The organism is Pseudomonas sp. IT-196MI5 (genome assembly GCF_949767415.1).
In the GTDB taxonomy this organism is placed as follows: domain Bacteria; phylum Pseudomonadota; class Gammaproteobacteria; order Pseudomonadales; family Pseudomonadaceae; genus Aquipseudomonas.
In genome coordinates, this window is the sequence record NZ_CATKPZ010000055.1 from 226,261 (window position 1) to 247,258 (window position 20,998).

Genomic DNA, 20,998 nt, shown 5'->3' on the forward strand with positions numbered 1-20,998 from the left:
TGCTATTGCTGTGAACAGCACGAGGTGCAAAAGCATGAACGGATTTCGACGGTTGCTGGCTGCGGTCCTGGCCACTTTCGGTTTACTGGCGACACCCGCTCCGGTGTTTGCCGCCCAGGCGCCGATCCACTTCGCCGACCTGAACTGGGAAAGCGGCAGCCTGATTACCGATGTCCTGCGCATCATTGTCGAGAAGGGCTATGGGCTGCCGACCGACACCTTGCCGGGCACCACCATCACCCTGGAAACCGCCCTGGCCAACAATGACATCCAGGTCATTGGCGAAGAGTGGGCCGGTCGCAGCCCTGTGTGGGTCAAGGCAGAAGCCGAAGGCAAAGTCGTCAGCCTCGGCGACACGGTCAAGGGCGCTACCGAAGGCTGGTGGGTGCCGGAATATGTGATCAAGGGCGACCCGGCCAAGGGCATCAAGCCGCTGGCGCCGGACCTGCGCAGCGTCAGCGACCTGCCGCGTTACAAAGACGTGTTCAAGGACCCGGAAGCCCCGACCAAGGGGCGTTTCCTCAACAGCCCCATCGGTTGGACCTCGGAAGTGGTCAACAAGCAGAAGCTCAAGGCGTATGGACTGGACGACAGCTACGTGAACTTCCGCAGCGGTTCGGGTGCGGCACTGGATGCCGAGATCAGTTCGTCCATTCATCGTGGCAAGCCGGTGCTGTTTTACTACTGGTCGCCCACGCCGTTGCTCGGCCGCTTCAAGCTGATTCAACTCGAAGAGCCACCGTTCGACGCGCAAGCCTGGAAGACCTTGACCGACGCCGACAACCCCAACCCACAGCCGACCCGTTCCCTGGCCTCCAAACTGTCCATCGGTGTGTCCACTCCCTTCCAGAAGCAGTATCCGCAGATTGCCGAGTTCTTCGCCAAGGTCGACTTTCCGATCGACCCGCTGAACAAGGCGCTGGCCGAGATGAGCGAGAAACATACGCCGCCGCGTCAGGCGGCGCAGGCGTTCATGAAGGCTCATCCGGACGTCTGGAGGGCCTGGCTGCCCAAGGACGTGGCGGATAAAGTCTCCGCCGCCCTGTAGGCGCTGCCGCCGGCTGCGATCTTTTGATCTTGTCTTAAAAAGCAAAATTAAAAGATCGCAGCCTGCGGCAGCTCCTACAATGTTCTGTTCATATCCCTTTCAAGGATTTCTGAACCATGACCCTGTTGTTGGCTCAGTCGCTGGTGACGATCTTCTCCGCGATCAGTCTGGTGCATGTGTATTGGGCGTTGGGTGGTGAGTGGGCGGCGGTGGCGGTGGTCCCGCAAGTGCCGCAGGTGGGCAGCGCGCAACTGCGGCCGGCGTTCAAGCCACGAGGCTGGATCACACTGGTGGTGGCCGGGCTGTTGCTGTTGATTGCCGCGCTGGTGTGCTTGCGGGTGGGTTGGTGGCTGCCACCGTTGCATCACTGGTCGTTGCAGTGGGTGATCAGCGCGATTGCGATTTTGCTGTTTGCCCGGGCGATTGGCGATTCGGAGCTGGTAGGTTTTTTCAAAGAGGTCAAAGGCTCGAAATTTGCCCGGCTGGATACCTGGGTCTACTCGCCGTTGTGTGTGGTGCTGGGGGCGGGGTTGTTGGCGGTGGCCTGGGTTTGAGACAGACCGGTCCTGATGTATTGACAGGTCTATCGCCTTCGTCGGATCGCCGCCCGGACCAAGCCCGCTCCTACGGGGGGCTGTGTCGCTCACAAATCTCCTGTAGGAGCGGGCTTACCCGCGAAGAGGCCGGTCCAGTCAATACAAATCCTTGGTCTAACTACCACTCTCCGTACGCCGGCTGCTCACTTCAGCCGGCACATCATCCCCGGCCATGCGTTTGCGAAACAGCGCTGCCCGGGCCAGCAGCAAGGTGGTCACCGGCACGGTAATCGCCAGCAGGATCGGAATCAGCCAGGCGTGCAATACCGGCGCGGACTTGAGCGCCGAAAAATAGATGATCGAAGCCAGCGCCACGCACCAGGCCCCGAGCGTCGAGGCCAGGGCCGGTGGGTGCATGCGCTGGAAGTAATCCTTCATGCGCAAAAGGCCTGTGGCGCCGATCAAGGCAAACAGACTGCCGAGCACCAGCAGGATCGCCACCGGGATCTCCACCCACAACGACAATGGTGTATTCATTCGATCACCTCACCACGCAGCAGGAATTTCGCCAGGGCGAACGAGCCGACGAAACCGAACAGGGCGATCAGCAGCGCCGCCTCGAAGTACGTGTCACTGGCATAGCGAATACCCAGCGCGAGCATCATCAGCATCGCGACGATATACAGATAGTCCAGCGCCAGGACCCGATCCTGGGCCGACGGCCCCTTGAACAGGCGGACCAGGGTCAGGATCATCGCCAGAGAAAAGAAGAACAGGCTCAGCAGGATCGCGCTCGACAGCAGCGGGTTCATTCGAAGATCTCCATCAATGGACGTTCGTAGGTCGCCTTGAAGTGCTGGATGAACAGCGCCTCATCGTCCAGGTCGAAGACGTGCAGCAGCAGAATGCTGCGGTCCAGCGCCAGCTCCGACCAGACCGTACCGGGCACTACCGTGGTGATCATCGACAGCGCGGCCAGGCCATTGGCATCGCGCAAATCCAGCGGCACTTTGATGAATCGCGAGCGCGGCGGGCGGCGACCGGCATTGAGTACGCGCCAGGCCACGGCGAGGTTGGACACCAGCACATCACGCCCGACCAGCAGGACCAGGCGCAGGATCACCCCGGGACGACGGATGCGTACCGGCAGCGGACGCAGCCTGCGCATCATCAGTGGTGCACAAAACCCCAGCGCCGCACCCAGCAGTAGATTGCCGGGGCTGGTCGACAGGTTCAGCAGCAACCACAGCAACCACAAGGCCAGCGACAGCAGCGGTGCCGGAAACAGGCGTTTCATGGCTGCACCTCCAGCGTGGTCGCATGGGCCGACGGGTTCGGTACGACGCGCGTGCCGAGCACCGCCATCACGTACTGCTGCGGGTTGTACAAGGCATCGGCGGCGGCCTGGGTGTAGCGCAGCAGCGGATCGGCCTTGAAGGTCAGCGCAATGCTCAAGCCCAGCAGGGCGAAGATCGGCACGCATTCCAGGCGTCGCAGCAGGGGTGATGGTCGTTCCGCAGGCGTCCAGAAGCGCTGGATACCCAAACGCGAGAACGCGATCAGCGACGCCAGCCCGGACACAATCAACAACACCAACAGGCCCCACGCGGCGTTGGAAACCGGTGTGTCGCCGCTGTTGCCCAGGCCCAGCGGATTGAGCAGGGCACCGATCAACCCGAGTTTGCCGATAAAGCCGGAGAGCGGCGGCATGCCGATGATCAGCAAGGCGCAAGCGATGAAACTCAGGCCAAGAAACGCCATGGTCCAGGGAATCACCTGGCCGACCACGGCTTTTTGTTCGTCGTCGAGGTTGATGCCTTTGGGCGGATGCAGGGATTCCAGTGGCCGGGGCAGCAGTTCGGTTTCATCTTCGAGCAGGATTTCATTGGCCGAGCGCGAGCGCTCGATCAGTTCGGCCAGCAGGAACAGCGCGCTCAACGCCAGGGTCGAGCTGAACAGGTAGAACAGCGCCGCGCCGACCAGGTTCGGCTGGGCGAAACCGATGGTCGACAACAGAATGCCCGCCGACACCAGAATGCTCAGGCTGGCCATGCGCTCCAGGCGTTGCGCGGCGAGGATCGCCATGGCGGCGCAGACGATGGTTGCCATGCCGCCGTAAATCAGCCACTCACCACCATAGAACGCCGATGCCCCGGCCTGGGCGGAGAACAGCAGCGTCCACAGGCGCAGCAAGGTGTAGACGCCGACCTTGGTCATGATCGCGAACATCGCCGCCACCGGCGCGCTGGCCGACGAATAGGCCGGCACCAGCCAGAAGTTCAGCGGCCACATGCCGGCCTTGGCCAGAAACGCGACGGCCAGGATCCCCGCGCCGGCGTGCAGCAAGCCGCGATCAGCTGCGGACACCAGCGGGATCTTTACCGCCAGGTCGGCCATGTTCAACGTGCCGGTGACGCCATAGATCAGCGCCGCGCCAATCAGGAACAGCGACGAGGCCAGCAGGTTGATCGAGATGTAATGCAGCCCCGACGACACCCGCGCCCGGCCCGAGCCGTGGAGCATCAACCCGTAGGACGCCGCCAACAACACTTCGAAGAACACGAACAGGTTGAACAGGTCAGCGGTGAGGAACGCGCCGTACAGGCCCATCATCTGGATCTGGAACAGCGCGTGAAAACTCGAACCGGCGCCGTCCCAGCGGGCCATGGCAAACAGCAGCGCACAGACGCCGATGATGCCGGTCAGCACCAGCATCAGCGCCGACAGGCGATCGACCACCAGCACCAGGCCGAACGGTACTTGCCAGTTGCTCGGCAGGTACACGCCGATGGAACCGGGTACGCCGGTGGTCTGTGTCCATTGCCACAACGCCACGGCAATGCCCAGCCCGAGCAGGCTGGAGAACAGATTGATCTTCGCCTTCAGCGGCCGGTGTTTCTCGCCGAGCATCAGCATGATCGCCGCAGTCAGCAGCGGCAGCAGAATGGGCGCGACGATCAGGTGAGTCATCGCCATCATTCCCTGGGCTCCCGGCCATCCACATGGTCAGTGCCGGTCAGGCCCCGGGAGGCCAGCAGCACCACCAGGAACAACGCGGTCATGGCGAAGCTGATGACGATCGCCGTCAGCACCAGGGCCTGCGGCAACGGGTCGGTGTAATGCAACAGGTCCTGAGGGATGCCGTCCTTGATGATCGGCTCCTTGCCGATGAACAGGCTGCCCATGCTGAAAATGAACAGATTGACGCCGTAGGACAGCAGGCACAGGCCCATGACCACCTGGAACGTCCGTGGGCGCAGGATCAGCCAGACGCCGGACGCGGCCAGTACGCCGATGGCGATTGCGATGACTTCTTCCATCAGACGACCTCCTTCATGGCAACGGATTTAGGCTGGGCAGCGGTTTTGTGACCCCGCACCGATTGGTGGGCGAGGGCGGTGAGGATCAACAAGGTCGAGCCGACCACCACGCCGTACACGCCGATGTCGAAGAACAGCGCGCTGGCCAGGTGAATGTCGCCCAGCAGCGGCAACGAGAAATGCCAGGTGTGGGTGGTCAGGAACGGATAGCCGACCAGCATCGCACCCAGCCCGGTTGCCGTGGCAATCATCAGTCCGGTGCCCATCCAGCGCAGCGGTCTCAGGCTCATTTGCGCCTCGACCCACTGCGTGCCGGCGACCATGTATTGCAGGATGAACGCCACCGACATCACCAGCCCCGCAACAAATCCGCCGCCCGGTTGATTGTGCCCACGCATGAACAGGTAGAACGACACCACCAGCGCCACCGGCAACAGCAGGCGCACCAGCACCGCCGGCACCATCATGAAGCCGAGTGCGGTGTCGCTGGCGTGACGCGGGTTGACCAGATCGGTGACCACGTCCGGTGCGAGCAAGCGTTGCTGGGCCGGCAGTTGCAGGCTTTCTTTGGGTGGGCGAAAGCGACGCAGCAGGGCGAACACAGTCAGGGCCACCGCCACCAGCACGGTGATTTCACCGAGGGTGTCGAAACCACGGAAGTCCACCAGCATCACGTTGACCACGTTGCTGCCGCCGCCTTCGGGCAAGGCGCGACTCAGGTAGAAGGAGGAAATATCGTTGGGCGTCTGGCGCGTCAGCATGGCGTAGGCCAGCAACGCCATGCCGATACCTACGGAGGTCGACAACAGCAAGTCGCGGATCCGCCGCACTCGCGCCCGACGCAGACTGCCGGGCAACGGCGAGACCTCCTCGATCCGTCGTGGCAGCCAGCGCAGGCCCAGCAGGATCAGCACCGTGGTCACCACTTCGACCGCCAGTTGGGTCAGGGCCAGGTCCGGCGCCGAAAACCAGACGAAGGTGATGCAGGTCATCAGGCCGCAGACGCTGACCATGGTCAGGGCCGCGAGCCGGTGATATTTGGCTTGGTAGGCCGCGCCAAGGGCGCAGGCGATGGCCAGCAACCACAAGGTGACGAACACGATCGACCCGGGGATTTTCGGCCGGTCGCCCCAGTGCAGGCTGCTGTGCAGCATGGGGATCAACCCGGCCAGCACGGCGGCGAACACCACCAGGAACAACTGCATTTGCAGGCGCCGGGTGCCAATCCGCGGCTCCAGGCGCCGGGCCAGGCGCATGATCGCGACCAGCGCGTATTCGAACAGATGCTTGCCGTCCAGGCGACCAATGACCGGCGGACGGTCGACGCGCCCGCGCTTGAATTGATTGCGCAGCAGCAGATAGAGCACGGTACCGCAGGACAAGGCGATCAGGCTCATGATCATTGGCGCGTTCAGGCCATGCCAGATCGCCAGGCTGTACTCGGGCAGCGTGCCGCCGACCACCGGTTGCGCCGCCGCCGCGAGCAGCGGGCCGACCACCTGGGCCGGGAAGATCCCCACCAGCAAACAAGTGAACACCAGCAACTCGACCGGTGCGCGCATCCAGCGCGGTGGCTCGTGGGGCGTGTGGGGCAAGTCGGTCGCGGGCGGACCGAAGAACACATCCACGGTGAAACGCAGGGAGTAAGCCACGCTGAAGGTACCGGCAATGGTTGCCACGATCGGCAAGCTCAGTTCGACCCAGCGGGTGGCATTGATGAACACGGTTTCGGCGAAGAACATTTCCTTGGACAGGAAGCCGTTGAGCAACGGTACGCCGGCCATCGAGGCGCTGGCGACCATGGCCAGGGTGGCGGTGAACGGCATCAGCTTGTACAGGCCGCTGAGTTTGCGGATGTCGCGGGTGCCGCTTTCGTGGTCGATGATGCCGGCGGCCATGAACAACGAGGCCTTGAACGTCGCGTGGTTGAGGATGTGGAACACTGCGGCGACGGCGGCCAGCGGACTGTTCAGGCCGAGCAGCAGGGTGATCAGGCCGAGGTGGCTGATGGTCGAGTAGGCCAGCAAGCCCTTGAGGTCGTTCTGGAACATTGCGCAGTACGCCCCGAGCAACAGGGTGCAGGCGCCGGCGCCGCTGACGATGTAGAACCATTGTTCACTGCCCGAGAGCGATGGCCATAGCCGCGCGAGCAGGAAGACCCCGGCCTTGACCATGGTCGCCGAGTGCAGGTACGCCGACACGGGAGTCGGCGCGGCCATGGCGTGGGGCAGCCAGAAATGGAAGGGAAATTGCGCACTTTTGCTCAGTGCGCCGATCAGGATCAGGGGCAACAGGATCGGGTAGAGGGCATGGGCGCGAATCAGGTCGCCGGCGGCCAGGACCTTGTCCAGGTCATAGCTGCCGACCACATGGCCGAGCAGCATGACCCCCGCCAGCAGGCACAGACCGCCCGCGCCGGTCACCATCAGCGCCATGTAGGCGCCGCGCCGGGCATCGGCGCGATGGTGCCAGTAGCCGATCAACAGGAACGAGAAGAGGCTGGTCAGCTCCCAGAAAAACACGATCTGGATCAGGTTGCCGGAGATCACCAGACCGAGCATGGCGCCCATGAAAGCCAGGAAAAACGCGAAAAATCGTGGCACCGGATCGTTCGGCGACATGTAGTAGCGGGCGTACAGCGAAACCAGGGTGCCGATGCCCAGCACCAGCATGGAGAACAGCCAGGCGAAACCGTCCATGCGCAGGACGAAGTTCAGGCCCAGGCTGGGCAACCAGAGAAACTCTTCGCGAATGACGCCGCCATGGGCGATCTGCGGGTACAGGAAGGCGACCTGAACGGTGCCGATCAGGGCGATCAGGCCAGCCAGCAGGGATTCGGCGTTACGGGCATTGTGCGGCAACACGGCCGCCAAACAGCTGCCTATGAAAGGCAGAAGCAGTAGAACTATCAGGGACATAGGCTTCTAATCTGCGGAAGTTTGTGAAGCATCATACGTGCCAGCTCCCCGATCACCAAACGCCAAGCTGTCGCAGAATCCTACACGGTAGACGGAAAAGCCCTGATTCACATTGTTTCAGATAGAGGTTGGGGAGCCAGATAGGCCGCCATCGCGAGCAAGCTCGCTCCCACAGGGTATGAAGGTGTACACACAATCTTGTGTTCAACCCAAAACACTGTGGGAGCGAGCTTGCTCGCGATGGCGGCCTATCTGGCAATGCAGAGTTTGCGGTTTATCGCTGTGTTTCCTGCTCCAGCTCCTGCTCAGCCGCAGCCTTGCCCTTGGTCTTCAACTCACTGACGATCACCGCCGCCACAATCAACCCGGCCCCGAGCAGGGCAATCGCCGGCAGGCGTTCCCCGGCGATGCGCCCGACAATCCCGGCCCATACCGGCTCGCCGGCATAGATCAGCGTGGCGCGGGTCGGGGACACGCTTTTCTGCGCCCAGTTCATCGCCACCTGAATCGCCGCACTCGCCGCCCCAAGGCCCAGCGCGCTGCACAGCAACAGCCATGAGAAATCCGGAATCGCCTCGTTGGTCGGCACCACCATCAGGAACGACAGCACGGAAGTGACCGCCAGTTGCACCACTGTCACCCGGCGCACGTCGACCTGGCCGGCATAGGTGCTGATCAGGATGATCTCGGCCGCAATGGCCACGGCGCTGATCAAGGTGGCGATTTCACCGGGGCTGAAGTTGAACGCCGCACCGGACGGTCCGGACAACAGCATCAACCCGGTAAAGGCCAACATGATGCCGATGCTGGGCATCAATCCCGGTCGCCGCCCCATTACCAGCCATTGCAGCAACGGCACGAAAGGGACGTACAGCGCGGTAATGAATGCCGACTGGCTGCTGGGAATGCTTTGCAGCCCGACCGTCTGCAAGCCGTAGCCGAGCATGATCGCCACGCCAATGAACGACCCGGCCTTGAGTTCGAACAACGTCAGGTCGCGCAGGTGACGCCAGGAAAACAGGGCGACGATGCCCGCGGCGGCGGCAAAGCGCAGGCCGACGAAAAACATCGGGCCGCTGACGGTCATCGCGTGCTGTACCAACAGGAAGGTACCGCCCCAGACCATCGTGATCAGCACCAGCACGCATTCGGCCTTGCTGAACCTTGTGAAACGGGAGGAAGCCTTTGGGGAGTTCACCGACGTCATGACCTTGCACGCTACTGGAGGGGGACGCACAATGCGCCGAATGTTGCGCAGTATACTGCCCAACCCCACCCAGTGAGCAATATAGTGCACAAAGATTCTACCCAACGGGCTTCGGTCCTCCAGCACGTCAGTCAAAACGTCCGTCGTTTGCGGCATGCCGCCGGCCTGAGCCAGAGCGCGCTGGCGGAAAAGTCCGGGGTCAGCCGTCGAATGCTGGTGGCGATCGAGGCGGGGGAAAAGAACGTCAGCCTGACCACCCTCGACCGGGTGGCCGAAGCCCTCGACGTTGCCTTCAGTGATTTGATCCAGGCCCCCGACGCCCGGGATCCCAGCCGTATCAATGAACTGGCCTGGACCGGCACGATCCCCGGCAGCAAAGCGGTGTTGCTCTCCAAGGCCCAGGCCAGCCGTGAAGTCGAGCAGTGGGAGTGGTGCCTGCAACCGGGCGAGGTGTATCCGTCGGAGCCGGACGCCGACGGCTGGAGCGAGCAGATTTATGTCTTCGAAGGTTGCCTGACCGTTATGCTCGGCGACCAGCCACAGCCTATCGCCGCGGGTGAATTCTTCATGTTCGCCAGCAACCAGCCGCACTGTTATCGCAACGACGGGGCGGTGGCGGCGCGGTTTGTGCGTAATGTGGTGATCTGAACAGGGAGAGCACGATGGAGCAGACCTTGACCCATGACGCCGACATCCTGATTGTCGGCGGCGGCCTCAGTGGCGCGATGCTGGCGGCGCAATTGATGCGTTTGCCGGGCCGGCGACGGGTGCTGGTGATCGAGCCCCGGGCCGAGTTGGGGCGGGGTGAAGCCTACAGCGCGGTGGAGTTGGGCCATACGCTCAACGGCAATGCGGCGCGGATGAGTGTCGACCCGGACAACGCCGACGACCTGACCCAATGGCTGACCGGGTACATCGAGGCGGGCGGCTGGCCGGAATCGGATCAGCAGCCTGTGCCGATCAGCGAACTGTTTCCACCACGGGGCGTATTTGGCCTGTACGCCCGACAGCGCCTGGCACAAGCACAGGCGGTGGGTGCACTGAACGGTTCGACGGTCGAGCATGTGCAGGCCGAGGCGGTCGATTTGCAAACCGATGCCGACGCCGTGCGCTTGACCTTGAGCGATGGCCGATGCGTGCAGGGCGCGTTTGCGGTGCTGGCCACCGGGATGTTTCCCGCCGCGCGCACGCCACAAACCGAATCCAGCGGCTTGAATGCGGCCGCCCTTGATCCGTGGGACGTGGCGGCCATGCAGCGGCTCGATCCGCAATCGACGGTCATGATCATCGGCTCGGGCCTGACCATGGTCGATGCCGTGGTGTCCCTGGAACAGGCCGGGCATCGCGGGCCGATCGAAGTGTTTTCCCGCCACGGGCTGCTGCCCCATGTGCGTCGCCAGCCACCGGCCTGGGTGGACTTTCTCGCTGAGGACCTGAGCATCCGCACACCTCGCCAGCTGATGCGCGAACTGCGTCGGCACTGCCGGGACGCCATCGCCCAGGGTATCGACTGGCAGGCGCCGCTGGACACGGTGCGGGCACATATCGGCCGCTTGTGGCATCAGGCGACGGACGTGCAGCGTCGGCAGTTCGTGCGGCATGTGCGGCCGTGGTGGGAAAGCCATCACCACCGCTCGCCGCCCTTGAGCGCCGAACGGGTGGAGCGCTTATATAAAGAAGGGCGGTTACGTATTCACGCGGCCTCGTTCCAGGGGCTTGAGCCCTCGCTGAATGGCGAGGTGAGTATTCGCCTTCGACGGCGCGGCGAGGCGCAGGCCTGTGTGGTCAGCGGTGCCGCCCTGATCAACTCCAGCGGTATCGAATATGACTGGCGGCGGGTCGCGCGACCGTTGCCCCGGCAATTGCTCGCCCGCGGCCTGGTACGGCCGGGGCCGCTGGCCTTGGGCATCGCGGCAGAGGTCGATGGCGCGGTCCTGAACGCCGCGGGTCAGCCCGCCCGCCGCCTGTTTGCCATGGGCCCGCCGTTGCGCGGAATGTGGTGGGAAAGTACTGCCGTCACCGATGTGGCGAGCCAGGCCAAGGCGTTGGCCGAGCGGCTGGTGCGCTAGTCCCACCGGCTGTACTGGCCGGTGGGGCGAGCGTTTACCGCACGGTGACGGCCACGTTACGCACGGAGCCTTGGGACGAGGTGATCGTGGCGGTCGGGTTCGCCGACGGAACGACCGTGGTGGTGTTGTTCACCGTCAACCGCCAGCGACCGTTCCCCGGTACGGTGGTGGTGCCCAGGGTGACCAGTCCGGTCGGCGTGGTGACCTTGATGGTGATGGTATTGCCGGTGGTCACCGATGATGTGCCGGCAAAGTTCCAGGTGAAGCGGTTATTGGTGCGGGCGCTCACCGTTGCGGTGGTCACTGCGAAGGTTTCCGCCACAGGCCGTGGCGAAACCTGCACCGTGACCGTGGCTGGCGATGTCGACAGGGCGCCGAAGCTGTCCCGGGCGATGTAGGTGAAGGTCGTGGTGAAGGCCGTGGTCACGGTGGCCGGCGGGGTGTAGGTGAGCACTGTGCCGTTACTGCTGACGGTACCGCGACCTGCCGCGGGTTGAGTGAAGCTGTCGACCGCTAGCGGCACGTTGCCTTCCGGATCGGTGTCGTTGGCCAGCACGTTGATTGGAATCGCCACACCCAGTGTCGTGACGGCATCGGCGACGGCCACCGGAGGCTGGTTAGGCGCCACGGTAATGGTCACGGTTGCCGCTGTCGTCGAGGCCAGGCCTTTCGCGTCCTGGGCCTTGTAGGTGAAGGTCGTGGTCAGCGACGCGTTGACGACAGCGGGAGGGGTGTAGACCGCCGCCGTAGGGCCGCTCAAGGCCACGGTGCCCTGGCCGGCGGCCGGTTGGGTCAGCGCGGTAATGCTCAGCGGCGTATTGCCGTCCGGGTCCCTGTCGTTAACCAGCAGATTGAGGGTGATCGGCACACCGAAGCGGGTGCTGGCAGTATCGGCGACAGAGATCGGAGCCTGGTTCGCGCCGGTGTCCGGTGCCGTGCCGACGACTACGACCGGCTCGGTGTCATTGCCGCCGGCGGCGGACTTGACCGTCACGGTTGCAGGGGGTTGGCTCAGGTCAGCCACCGTCAGGCGTTGCAGGGTGCCGGTTTTCGACAGCCGTCCGTAACCCTGGGCGACCATGTCCGGTACCACCACTTCGTCGGTGGAGGTGGCCTCGATCAGCAGGCTGTGGTTGCTCCAGTCGTAACGAGCGGTCTGGATTTTCACCACGTCCGAGAGCTTGCCCGATACCGCAGTCGGGCGGGTGGTCCCGGTGGGGTCGGTGGCGGTGACCACCACGACCGCAGGCACGGTTCCATTAGTCAGCAGATGCTGGCCAAAGAACACGCCGTTGTTATCGCCCGGCATGTTGGTCTGGCAAGGCGACACAGGCGGGCCGGGGACCAGGGCGATGCTTTCGCGAAAGCACAGGGTCGAACCATTGGCGGCTTGGGCAAACACTTCGACCCGGGTGTTGTTACCGCCCGTGCCGGCTGTACGGCGGTAGGTGGCACGGGTCATGTCCACTGCGGTTTGCGCACGGTTGTCGAGCACCTTGCCGGACAGGGTGAAAAGGTTGGTCTGGAGGGTCCCGGCCGGACCCTGGATGCGCACGAAGTTGGTGTTGTTGGGGCTGCCGGTCACGGCTTCGGTGAGGTTCGGGTCGCCGACGAAGGTTTCGATGGCGCCGCTGTCCGGGTTCACCTCGGTGTAGGGGCCGTTGACGCTACGCAGGAACGGTCCGATCGCACCGTTGACTGCACCGCTGAACACCCCCGGTGCGCCGATGCCGATGTCCCGGGTGATGTTGATCGCACGACGGCCGGGGGTGGTGACATTGACCGTTTCCACGCCATAGGGATGGGTAATGGTGTAGGTCCCGGCAGTGGGAATATTCACCCGCATGCGGATCCGCGCGAAGCTGATCTGGTCGCCGTCGACCGGGTTGCCGCCGGCAAATGCAGCCTCGATCCCGGCGACATAGGCGTCCATGCCAAAGCCTGCGGCGTTGTCGGGGATGCTGGTTTCGGCGAGGAACCAGAAGGCTTCGTCCGGCCAGTTGTCCGGGAACACCATCGGCAGGCTGTCGTCGAAAATGCCTGGAGTCGGCAGCAGGGTGCACAGGTAGGCCGGCGGCACACTGGCCGGCACCCGCGAGCTGGCGGCGCGGGACTGGCACAGCTCCATCGACAGCAGATTGTTGTCCTGATACCAGATCGGGAATTTCCCGGTGGCAAAGGTGTAAGGGCCGGGATCGACGGCGGCAAGTTGCGCGAAAACACTGCCGCTCAGCGATAGAGTCAGTCCCAGGGCGTTGAGCGCCAGGCGTGGCCATTTGTTCATGATGCCTCCTGATGAGGATCCGGGCATGTGGGCGCTCATTGCACGATGACCACTTCTTCGGTATCGCTGCCGCCATTGGATGACGTCACGCGAACCTGGGCTGGCGGTATCGGCGAGATGCCGGTGGCCAGGCTTTTGACGGCTCCGTCGCCACTCAGGGCGCCGATGGCGAGACCGGTGCCGGAGGTGGCGGTGAGCACCGGTGGCGACGTTTCATCGCTGGTCGAAGCCACGATGGTGATTTGCCCGGTGCTCAGGCTGTATTCGGCGCGTGAGATCGTCACCAGGTCGGTCAGCGGCATGGGCAAGGTGGTCGGCGTGCTGCTGGCGATGGCCAGGTGGTTGTCGGCGGTCACCTGCAAGGTGCCTGGCAGTGTCGGATTGTTCGGCGACTGCGCATACCAGTGGCCGGTGGTGTTCGCTTCGGTGAAGTTCAGGGCCGGGTTGTTACTGGCCAGGGTCACGGTGGCCGGTGGCGGCGGGGCCATCACGAACACATCTTGCTGGGCCACCGGGGCGCTGGCGCCGGCCTGTCGCGAGTAGGTGCTGCGCTCGGCGATCACCGGGGTTGGCCGGACCACCGTCGACAACTTGCCGGATACGGCGAAGAGGGGGGTGCGCAAGTCCAGGCCATTGGGGCCTTCGATGCGCACGTAGTTGGTGTTGAAGGGGCTGCCGGTGACGGCTTCTGTCAGGTTCGGATCGCCGACGAATTGTTCGGCCTGGCCAGTGGTCGGGTTGGTCTCGGTGTAGGGGCCGTTGACGCTGCGCAGGAACGGCCCGACGTCGCCCTTGAGCGCACCGTCGTAGGTTTTCGGCGCACCGATGCCGATGTCCCGGGTCATGTTGATCGCCCGTCTGCCTGGGGTGTCGACGTTGAACACTTCGACGCCGTAAGGGTGGGTGATGACATAGGTGCCGGCGACGGGCACGTCGATGCGAATACGGATACGGGCGAAGCTGATCTGGTCGCCGTCCAGCGGATCACCGCCACTGAAGGCGGCTTCAAGCGCCGAGACATAGGTCAGGTCAATGCCTCGGGCGGCATCGACGATGGTGGTTTCGCCGGTGGCCCAGAACGCTTCGTCGGGGAAATTGGTCGGGAAGACCAACGGTTGGGTGTCGTCGAAAATGCCGGGATTAGGGATCAACGAGCACATGTATGTCGGGGCACCCGGCGCGCTGGCAACCCTGGAACTGACAGCCTTGGATAAACACAGGTCAAGGGTTCGGCCGTGGGTGTCCTGATACCAGGCGGCGAAATTGCCATTGGCTGGCAGATAGGGGCCGGGGTCTACGGCAAACAGCGCTGCCTGGGCAATACCTTGGGTTAGAGCGGTCACGACCAGGGCGGTCGCGGTCTTGCACAGTAAAGGGTGCATGAGTATTCCCTCTATCGAAGTACCTGCCCCTTGGGGCCGGCTCAGTTGGCAAGGTGTTTGGCAACTTCCATACCAATCAGCGAAAACGCCCGTGAGAGGCCCGCAGCAAGGTGTTGGCGCAGTCGCGGGCGACAGACCGGGAAATTGGGGGGGCGGGCAGTTGTCCCCAACATTGGGGTGATGGGGCCGCGAGGGGGGAGGGATCGCAGTCCCCAGGTTCGGGCAAACGGCTATGAGTGGGCTATAAACCTATAGGGGGTTTCCGGGAACCGTGTCCATGAACTCAATGACCAAAGTGCTTGTGACCGAAGGCGAAGCCCGCTTGAACACGCGCAAGCGGCCGTTCGATCTGCTGCGCTGGTTTTCGCTGGTCAGTATGGTGGTAATCGGCATGGTGGCGGTGGCGCTGGGGGCGGTGACCTCGCGGTTCGTGATTACCGAAAGCGTGCAGCGCGATGCGCTATTGACCTCGCAATTCATTCAGTCGATTGCCTTGACCGAGTTGCGCCATGTGTCGATTCCCGACACCCCGAGCATAGGTGAGTTGCTCGACCCACGAAATGACCAGGACTTTCCTGACGTCGACCCGCTGTCACGTGCCGATTTCCGTGATGATTTCATCGACCATATCAAACATTTGCCGGACGTGACCCTGGCCAACATCTATGCCCCCGACCGCAGGGTGATCTGGTCGACCAACCCGGCCTTGACGGGCACCGCGATTTATGACGATGAAGACCTCGAGCGGGCGTTCAGCTCCAGGCTTCCCGTGTCGAGCAGTTACCACGATGTGGACAAGTCCCGCATGGAACAGAAGTTTCTGAAACCACCCAAATTCATCTTCATCGAAAACTACATTCCACTGTTCGACGCCGATGGCAGCACCGTCACGGCGATGGTCGAGATTTACAAGGAACCGCAGGACCTGATCAACCGCATGGAGCGCGGCCTGGTGCTGATCTGGCTGGCGACCGCCCTGGGCGGCGGTCTGATTTACCTGGGCCTGTACTGGATTGTGCGGCGGGCGGCGATCCTGCTGGCGACGCAACAGAAGCAATTGATCACCAACGAAACCTTTGTGGCGCTGGGGGAGGTGTCCTCGGCGGTCGCCCACAGTCTGCGCAATCCGTTGGCGAATATCCGCTCAAGCGCCGAGCTGGCGATAGAGTTCGACAGCGGTCCGGCACACGGGACCATCAACGACATCATTTGTCAGGTCGATCGCATGTCGAAATGGGTACGGGAGTTGCTCCAGTCCCTGCGACCGCTCAATGACGAGGCTGAACCGGTGAACCTGGTGGCGGCCCTGCATGACAGCCTGATGGCTTTCGAGCAGCAGATCAACAAGGCCAGGATCAACGTGGTGTTCAAGCCGGACCAGACGCCCATGGTCCTGAGTCAGCAGGTGCAACTGACCCAGATCCTCAACAGCCTGCTGTCCAACGCGCTGGAAGCCATGGACGACGGCGGCACCCTGACCATCCGGATCGAACCTCGCGATGCCCGGCGCGTCAGCGTGAGGGTGAGCGATACCGGCAAAGGCATGAGCAAAGAGCAGCGCGCCATGGCTTTCCGGCCATTCTTTACCACCAAGCAGGGCGGGCTGGGCGTCGGGCTGGTGCTGGTCAAGCGGATCATGGAGCGTTTTGGCGGTGCGGTGACCCTGGAAAGCCGTGAAGGCGAGGGCACCACTGTCCGCCTGCTGTTTAATCTGGCCCCCTGAAAAAATGGGGATTAAGTATCCCCATTAGCGGGTTTCAATCCCCGGTCATTTCCATGGTCGTGGCACATGGATGTTGATAATTCATTGTTTTGTCGAGTGTTAATGCTTTGGTGTAAAGAAATTACTTAATTGGCGAGGTCCTTGCAGAACCACCATCACCCCCCTTTCACGCCATCGAGGCGGCTGGTGATGGAAAAAAAGCGCAGTGCAACGAAGATGCTTTCGATTTGCCTGATGGGATCAAAGGCTCACGCCACACCACGTGGATGGAAAACACCCTGCCGTCTGCCGTACAGGCCGGTTTCAATCCCCCCACCAACCTTCCTCACTGGCGACGGCTTCGGCCCTGAAGCAACCGTCAAGCAATGAAACAGGGAGGGTGTCGACATGAACATGAAAATGCGTGCACCACGCTCACGAGCCTTGGGCATGCACCTGGTGCTGATGGTGGTGACCGGTTTGCTGGTCAGCCAACTGCTGGTCGCCAGCCAGCCAACGTCGACGCCCGCACCTGCTCCTGCATCCACTGCCGAACCCGCTGTCGTTGAAGCCAACACCCCCTGGGGTGGCGACTATTTCCCCAACACCCTGCTGACCGATCAGGACGGTCAACAGCTGCGTTTTTTCGATGACATGATCAAAGGCAAGGTGGTGGTGATCAACTTCATCTTCACCTCGTGCAGCGACTCCTGCCCCCTGGAAACCGCGCGCCTGCGCCAGGTGCAGAAACTGCTGGGGGATCGGGTCGGCAAGGACATCTTCTTCTATTCCATCAGCATCGACCCCTTGAGTGATACCCCCGAGGTGCTCAAAGCCTATGCGCAACGCTTCCAGGTCGGGCCAGGCTGGAAATTCCTCACCGGGGAATTCGCCGACATCACCGACCTGCGCAAGAAACTGGGGCTGTTCATCGAAGGCGTCGATAACGGGCGCAACAAGGACCACAACCTGAGCCTGATCATCGGCAACCAGGCAACGGGCCGCTGGATGAAATCCTCGCCGTTCGAAAATCCGTGGATTCTGGCCGATCAACTGGCCAATACCCTGCATAACTGGAAACAGCCCAGTGTGGAAGAAAGCTACGTCAACGCACCGGAAATCCGTCCGCCGAGCAATGGCGAAGAGCTGTTCCGCACCCGTTGCGCGTCTTGCCACAGCCTCGGTCCACTGGACGGGCAAGGCATCGGCATGCGCAGCATCGGCCCGGATCTGATCGGCGTGACCCGTCAGCGCGATCCGGCCTGGCTCAATCGCTGGATCCGCGAACCGGATCGCATGCTCGCGGAAAAGGACCCGATTGCGATGGAACTGTTCGATCGCTACAACAAGATCCCGATGCCTAACTTGCGGCTGGATGAGCGCTCCGTCCGCTCCATCATCGATTTCCTGCAAGAAGAAACTGACCGTCAGCATCCGCCAGAGGTCAGTGGTAATGAGGAGCCTGAGCATCATCATTCGGTGGCGCAACCCGACATGACCCAGGTGCAATAGCGTTGAAATAGTTACGCGGGCCAGCCAATTGCTATCAATGTTACCTACACTGACTTGATACCCGGCTGGAAAGGCTCGATTTCAAAGACTCAGGACACAGCCATGCAGATACTGGAACAACAAAAAGTAGCTGCGCCGCCGGCTCCGGCAGTACCGCGCAAGGGCTGGCGGCTGCAGTTCAACTTGCTGCGCTGGTTCTCCCTGGCAAGCTTTTTCATCATCGCCGTGGTGGCGCTGGGGCTGGGTTACATCTCCACGCGCTTTGTGGTCGATGAAAGCATCGAGCGCGATTCGATGCTGACTGCGCAGTTCATTCAAGCCATTGGCGAGGCCGAAATCCGTCATGTCAGTATTTCGCCGGACAGAACCATAGGCGAAATGCTCGACCCGCGTCTGGACCATGCCGATTCCGACATCAACCCCGAAGCCCGGGCCGCCGCGCGCTTTGAGTTTCTCGACCATGTGGTGCATTTGCCGGACATCCTGCTGGCGACGGTGTACGCCCAGGACCGCACCGTGGTCTGGTCGACAAACTCCGAGTTGATTGGCGTACGCGTCGAAGACAACGAGGAGCTGGATAAATCCTTCCAAATGAAATCGCCGGTGTTCACCCGCTACCACGAGATCGATGAGGAGCGCCCCGAGCAGCGTCTGCTGCGCGAACCGCAATACCTGTTCGTCGAGAACTACATTCCGATGTTCAATGCCGACAGAAGCAAAGTGATTGCCATGGTGGAGATCTACAAGGAACCGGTGGACCTGGTGGCGCGTATCCAGCGTGGCTTCAAGGCGATCTGGCTGGCCACCCTGATCGGCGGGGCGGTCATTTACCTGGGGCTGTTCTGGATCGTCCGGCGTGCGGCGATACAGCTGCAGAACCAGCAGAAACAGCTGATCGCCAACGAAACCTTTGTTGCCTTGGGGGAAATGTCCTCGGCGGTTGCCCACAGCCTGCGCAATCCACTGGCGAACATTCGTTCCAGCGCCGAACTGGCCCAGGACATCGCCAGCCAGACTGCACAGAAAAACATTGGCGACATCATCAATCAGGTCGACCGCATGTCGCGCTGGGTCCGTGAATTGCTGGTGTCGTTGCGGCCAATGAATGACGACTGTGAAACGGTTGACCTGGTGCTGGCCCTCGATGACACCTTGAGTGCCTTCGAGTCCCTGATCAGGCGCTCGAACGTCGAAGTGCGTTTCTCTCCTGTCAGCGTGCCACAGGTTGTCAGCCAACAGGTGTTGCTCACGCAGATACTCAATAGCCTGTTTGCCAACGCACTGGAAGCCATGCCCAAGGGGGGCGTGTTGACGATCGAAATCGATTCTTCTGCGCCCGGCGACTTGAGCATGACCCTGACCGACACCGGCAAGGGCATCTCCAAACAACAGCAACAAATGGTCTTCAAGCCGTTTTTCACCACCAAGCAAGGCGGTTTGGGGGTGGGCCTGGCCCTGGTCAAAAGAATAATGGAGCGGTTTGACGGCTCGGTCGAACTGACCAGCCGGGAGCAGGAAGGAACCCGTGTTTGTCTCAATTTCAAAGTGGCAACGGGAGGGGCATATGGAGCACAGCATTCTGCTGGTCGAGGATGACGAAATTCTCGCCGAGAATATTCAGACTTACCTGGAGCGCAAGGGCTTCGAGGTGACCGTTTGCCACTCGGCCGAAGATGCACTGGAGCAATTGGGTTCTTGCGCGCCCGACGTGGCACTGACCGATAACTCGTTGCCCGGCATGAGTGGTCACGAGCTGATCCAGAAGCTGCGTGTCATCGCGCCGGATCTGAAAGTGATCATGATGACCGGCTACGGCAACGTCGAAGACGCCGTGGCGGCGATGAAAGAAGGCGCCTTTCACTATGTCACCAAGCCGGTGGCCCTGCCGGAGCTCAAGCAGCTGCTGGACAAGGCCCTGGCCACCGACCGCATGGAGCGCACGCTGTCGTTTTATCAGGAACGCGAGGCCCAGAAGTCGGGGGTGCAGGCACTGATTGGCGAATCGGCGCCGATGGCGTACCTCAAGGACACCATCAGCCAGTTGCTCGACGCCGAACGGCGGATGGCCAACAGCGATCTGCCGCCGGTGCTGGTGGAAGGCGAGACCGGCACCGGCAAGGAACTGGTGGCCCGGGCCTTGCATTTCGACGGCCCGCGCGCCAAGGGCCCGTTCATTGAATTCAACTGCGCTTCGATCCCGTCCAATCTGGTGGAATCGGAGCTGTTCGGCCACGAGAAGGGCGCCTTCACCGACGCCAAGGACCGTCGCATGGGGCTGGTGGAAGCGGCCGATGGCGGCACGCTGTTCCTCGATGAAATCGGTGAAATGGACCTGCTGTTGCAAGCCAAACTGCTGAAACTGCTGGAAGACCGGACCATTCGCCGGGTCGGTTCGGTGAAGGAGCGCAAGGTCGATCTGCGGGTGATCAGTGCCACCAACTGCAATCTCGAGCAAATGGTCCAGCAGGGCAAATTCCGCCGCGACCTGTTTTTCCGCCTGCGCATCATTTCGATCAAGGTGCCGCGCCTGTATGCCCGTGGCAACGATATCCTGCTGCTGGCCCGGCACTTCCTGGGGCTGCATGGCAAACGCTACGGCAAGCCGAACCTGCATTTCAGTAATCAGGCTGAAGAATTGCTGCTCAACTACAGCTGGCCGGGCAACGTGCGGGAATTGCGCAACATGCTGGAGCAAACCGTGTTGCTGGCGCAAAGCGACACCATCGCCGCCCATCAGTTGAACGTCTGCCTGAGCCTGGTGGATGATCCACCGATGTTTCATGCCGAGCCGCAACATTTCAGCGAACCACGTCCGACCAACGGTAACGGTCACGGTAGCGAATCCATGAACCTGCCGGAAGTGGAGCGTGACATGGTGCGCAAGATGCTCGACAAGACCGACTGGAACGTCACCAAGTCGGCACGGCTGCTGGGTCTTAGCCGGGACATGTTGCGCTACCGGATCGAAAAGCTTGGCCTCGCCCGCCCGGACAAACGCCAGTGCTAGGGGGCGTTCTCAA

Annotated in this window: 17 protein-coding genes; 8 read left to right on the forward strand and 9 right to left on the reverse strand. The window is 62.2% G+C overall.

What is annotated here, in order from left to right; genetic code table 11:
• Window positions 1–34: 34 nt before the first annotated feature.
• Window positions 35–1,048 carry an ABC transporter substrate-binding protein gene (locus ACM6IK_RS23745; protein ID WP_414876251.1) on the forward strand — a complete coding sequence of 338 codons (1,014 nt, stop codon included), beginning with the start codon at window positions 35–37 and terminating at the stop codon, window positions 1,046–1,048.
• A 116-nt stretch (window positions 1,049–1,164) separates the two neighbouring features.
• Window positions 1,165–1,602 carry a DUF3995 domain-containing protein gene (locus tag ACM6IK_RS23750; RefSeq protein ID WP_414876252.1) on the forward strand — a complete coding sequence of 146 codons (438 nt, stop codon included), beginning with the start codon at window positions 1,165–1,167 and terminating at the stop codon, window positions 1,600–1,602.
• 156 nt (window positions 1,603–1,758) lie between these two features.
• On the opposite strand, the gene ACM6IK_RS23755 is transcribed toward ACM6IK_RS23750, so the two are convergent.
• From ACM6IK_RS23755 to ACM6IK_RS23785, 7 genes are all read right to left on the reverse strand, one after another.
• The gene (locus tag ACM6IK_RS23755) at window positions 1,759–2,121 is read right to left on the reverse strand and encodes a Na+/H+ antiporter subunit G (RefSeq protein WP_007973772.1); all 363 of its coding nucleotides are present in this window, start codon (window positions 2,119–2,121) and stop codon (window positions 1,759–1,761) included.
• Window positions 2,118–2,396: a K+/H+ antiporter subunit F gene (locus ACM6IK_RS23760; protein WP_414876253.1), complete on the reverse strand. Its 279-nt coding sequence runs from the start codon at window positions 2,394–2,396 to the stop codon at window positions 2,118–2,120. Before ACM6IK_RS23760 ends, ACM6IK_RS23755 begins: the two co-directional genes overlap by 4 nt.
• On the reverse strand, window positions 2,393–2,881 hold the full coding sequence (locus ACM6IK_RS23765) for a Na+/H+ antiporter subunit E (RefSeq protein ID WP_414876254.1): 489 nt from the start codon (window positions 2,879–2,881) through the stop codon (window positions 2,393–2,395). The genes ACM6IK_RS23760 and ACM6IK_RS23765 overlap by 4 nt, the downstream gene beginning before the upstream one ends.
• Entirely contained in the window at window positions 2,878–4,563 is a 1,686-nt protein-coding gene (locus ACM6IK_RS23770; RefSeq protein WP_414876255.1) for a monovalent cation/H+ antiporter subunit D, read from the reverse strand. Before ACM6IK_RS23770 ends, ACM6IK_RS23765 begins: the two co-directional genes overlap by 4 nt.
• Window positions 4,560–4,904: a Na+/H+ antiporter subunit C gene (locus ACM6IK_RS23775; protein ID WP_008020558.1), complete on the reverse strand. Its 345-nt coding sequence runs from the start codon at window positions 4,902–4,904 to the stop codon at window positions 4,560–4,562. The genes ACM6IK_RS23770 and ACM6IK_RS23775 overlap by 4 nt, the downstream gene beginning before the upstream one ends.
• Complete coding sequence (locus ACM6IK_RS23780; RefSeq protein ID WP_414876256.1) at window positions 4,904–7,822, reverse strand: monovalent cation/H+ antiporter subunit A; 2,919 nt, start codon at window positions 7,820–7,822, stop codon at window positions 4,904–4,906. The genes ACM6IK_RS23775 and ACM6IK_RS23780 overlap by 1 nt, the downstream gene beginning before the upstream one ends.
• A gap of 274 nt (window positions 7,823–8,096) precedes the next feature.
• Entirely contained in the window at window positions 8,097–9,119 is a 1,023-nt protein-coding gene (locus ACM6IK_RS23785; protein WP_414876257.1) for a DMT family transporter, read from the reverse strand.
• Between ACM6IK_RS23785 and ACM6IK_RS23790 the strand changes: the two genes are divergently transcribed.
• Both ACM6IK_RS23790 and ACM6IK_RS23795 read left to right on the forward strand, forming a co-directional pair.
• Window positions 9,114–9,677 (forward strand): helix-turn-helix domain-containing protein, encoded by a 564-nt coding sequence (locus ACM6IK_RS23790; RefSeq protein ID WP_218430579.1) that lies wholly within the window; start codon window positions 9,114–9,116, stop codon window positions 9,675–9,677. The two genes, ACM6IK_RS23785 and ACM6IK_RS23790, sit on opposite strands and share 6 nt — an antisense overlap.
• Before the next feature lie 14 nt (window positions 9,678–9,691).
• Window positions 9,692–11,098, forward strand: a complete 1,407-nt coding sequence (locus tag ACM6IK_RS23795; protein WP_414876258.1) for an FAD/NAD(P)-binding protein — start codon at window positions 9,692–9,694, stop codon at window positions 11,096–11,098.
• A 34-nt stretch (window positions 11,099–11,132) separates the two neighbouring features.
• Here ACM6IK_RS23795 and ACM6IK_RS23800 read toward each other — a convergent pair whose 3' ends face one another.
• Window positions 11,133–13,382 carry an Ig-like domain-containing protein gene (locus ACM6IK_RS23800; RefSeq protein WP_414876259.1) on the reverse strand — a complete coding sequence of 750 codons (2,250 nt, stop codon included), beginning with the start codon at window positions 13,380–13,382 and terminating at the stop codon, window positions 11,133–11,135.
• Between the two features lie 35 nt (window positions 13,383–13,417).
• Window positions 13,418–14,764 (reverse strand): hypothetical protein, encoded by a 1,347-nt coding sequence (locus ACM6IK_RS23805; protein WP_414876260.1) that lies wholly within the window; start codon window positions 14,762–14,764, stop codon window positions 13,418–13,420.
• 277 nt (window positions 14,765–15,041) lie between these two features.
• On the opposite strand from ACM6IK_RS23805, the gene ACM6IK_RS23810 reads away from it, so the two are divergent.
• The 4 genes from ACM6IK_RS23810 to ACM6IK_RS23825 all read left to right on the forward strand — a co-directional run bounded on the left by ACM6IK_RS23810 (window position 15,042) and on the right by ACM6IK_RS23825 (window position 20,985).
• Window positions 15,042–16,487 (forward strand): sensor histidine kinase, encoded by a 1,446-nt coding sequence (locus ACM6IK_RS23810; RefSeq protein WP_414876261.1) that lies wholly within the window; start codon window positions 15,042–15,044, stop codon window positions 16,485–16,487.
• Window positions 16,488–16,874: 387 nt separating this feature from the next.
• Window positions 16,875–17,978, forward strand: a complete 1,104-nt coding sequence (locus ACM6IK_RS23815; protein ID WP_414876262.1) for an SCO family protein — start codon at window positions 16,875–16,877, stop codon at window positions 17,976–17,978.
• 102 nt (window positions 17,979–18,080) lie between these two features.
• On the forward strand, window positions 18,081–19,574 hold the full coding sequence (locus tag ACM6IK_RS23820; RefSeq protein WP_414876263.1) for a sensor histidine kinase: 1,494 nt from the start codon (window positions 18,081–18,083) through the stop codon (window positions 19,572–19,574).
• On the forward strand, window positions 19,543–20,985 hold the full coding sequence (locus ACM6IK_RS23825) for a sigma-54-dependent transcriptional regulator (protein WP_414876264.1): 1,443 nt from the start codon (window positions 19,543–19,545) through the stop codon (window positions 20,983–20,985). Before ACM6IK_RS23820 ends, ACM6IK_RS23825 begins: the two co-directional genes overlap by 32 nt.
• Window positions 20,986–20,998: the final 13 nt, after the last annotated feature.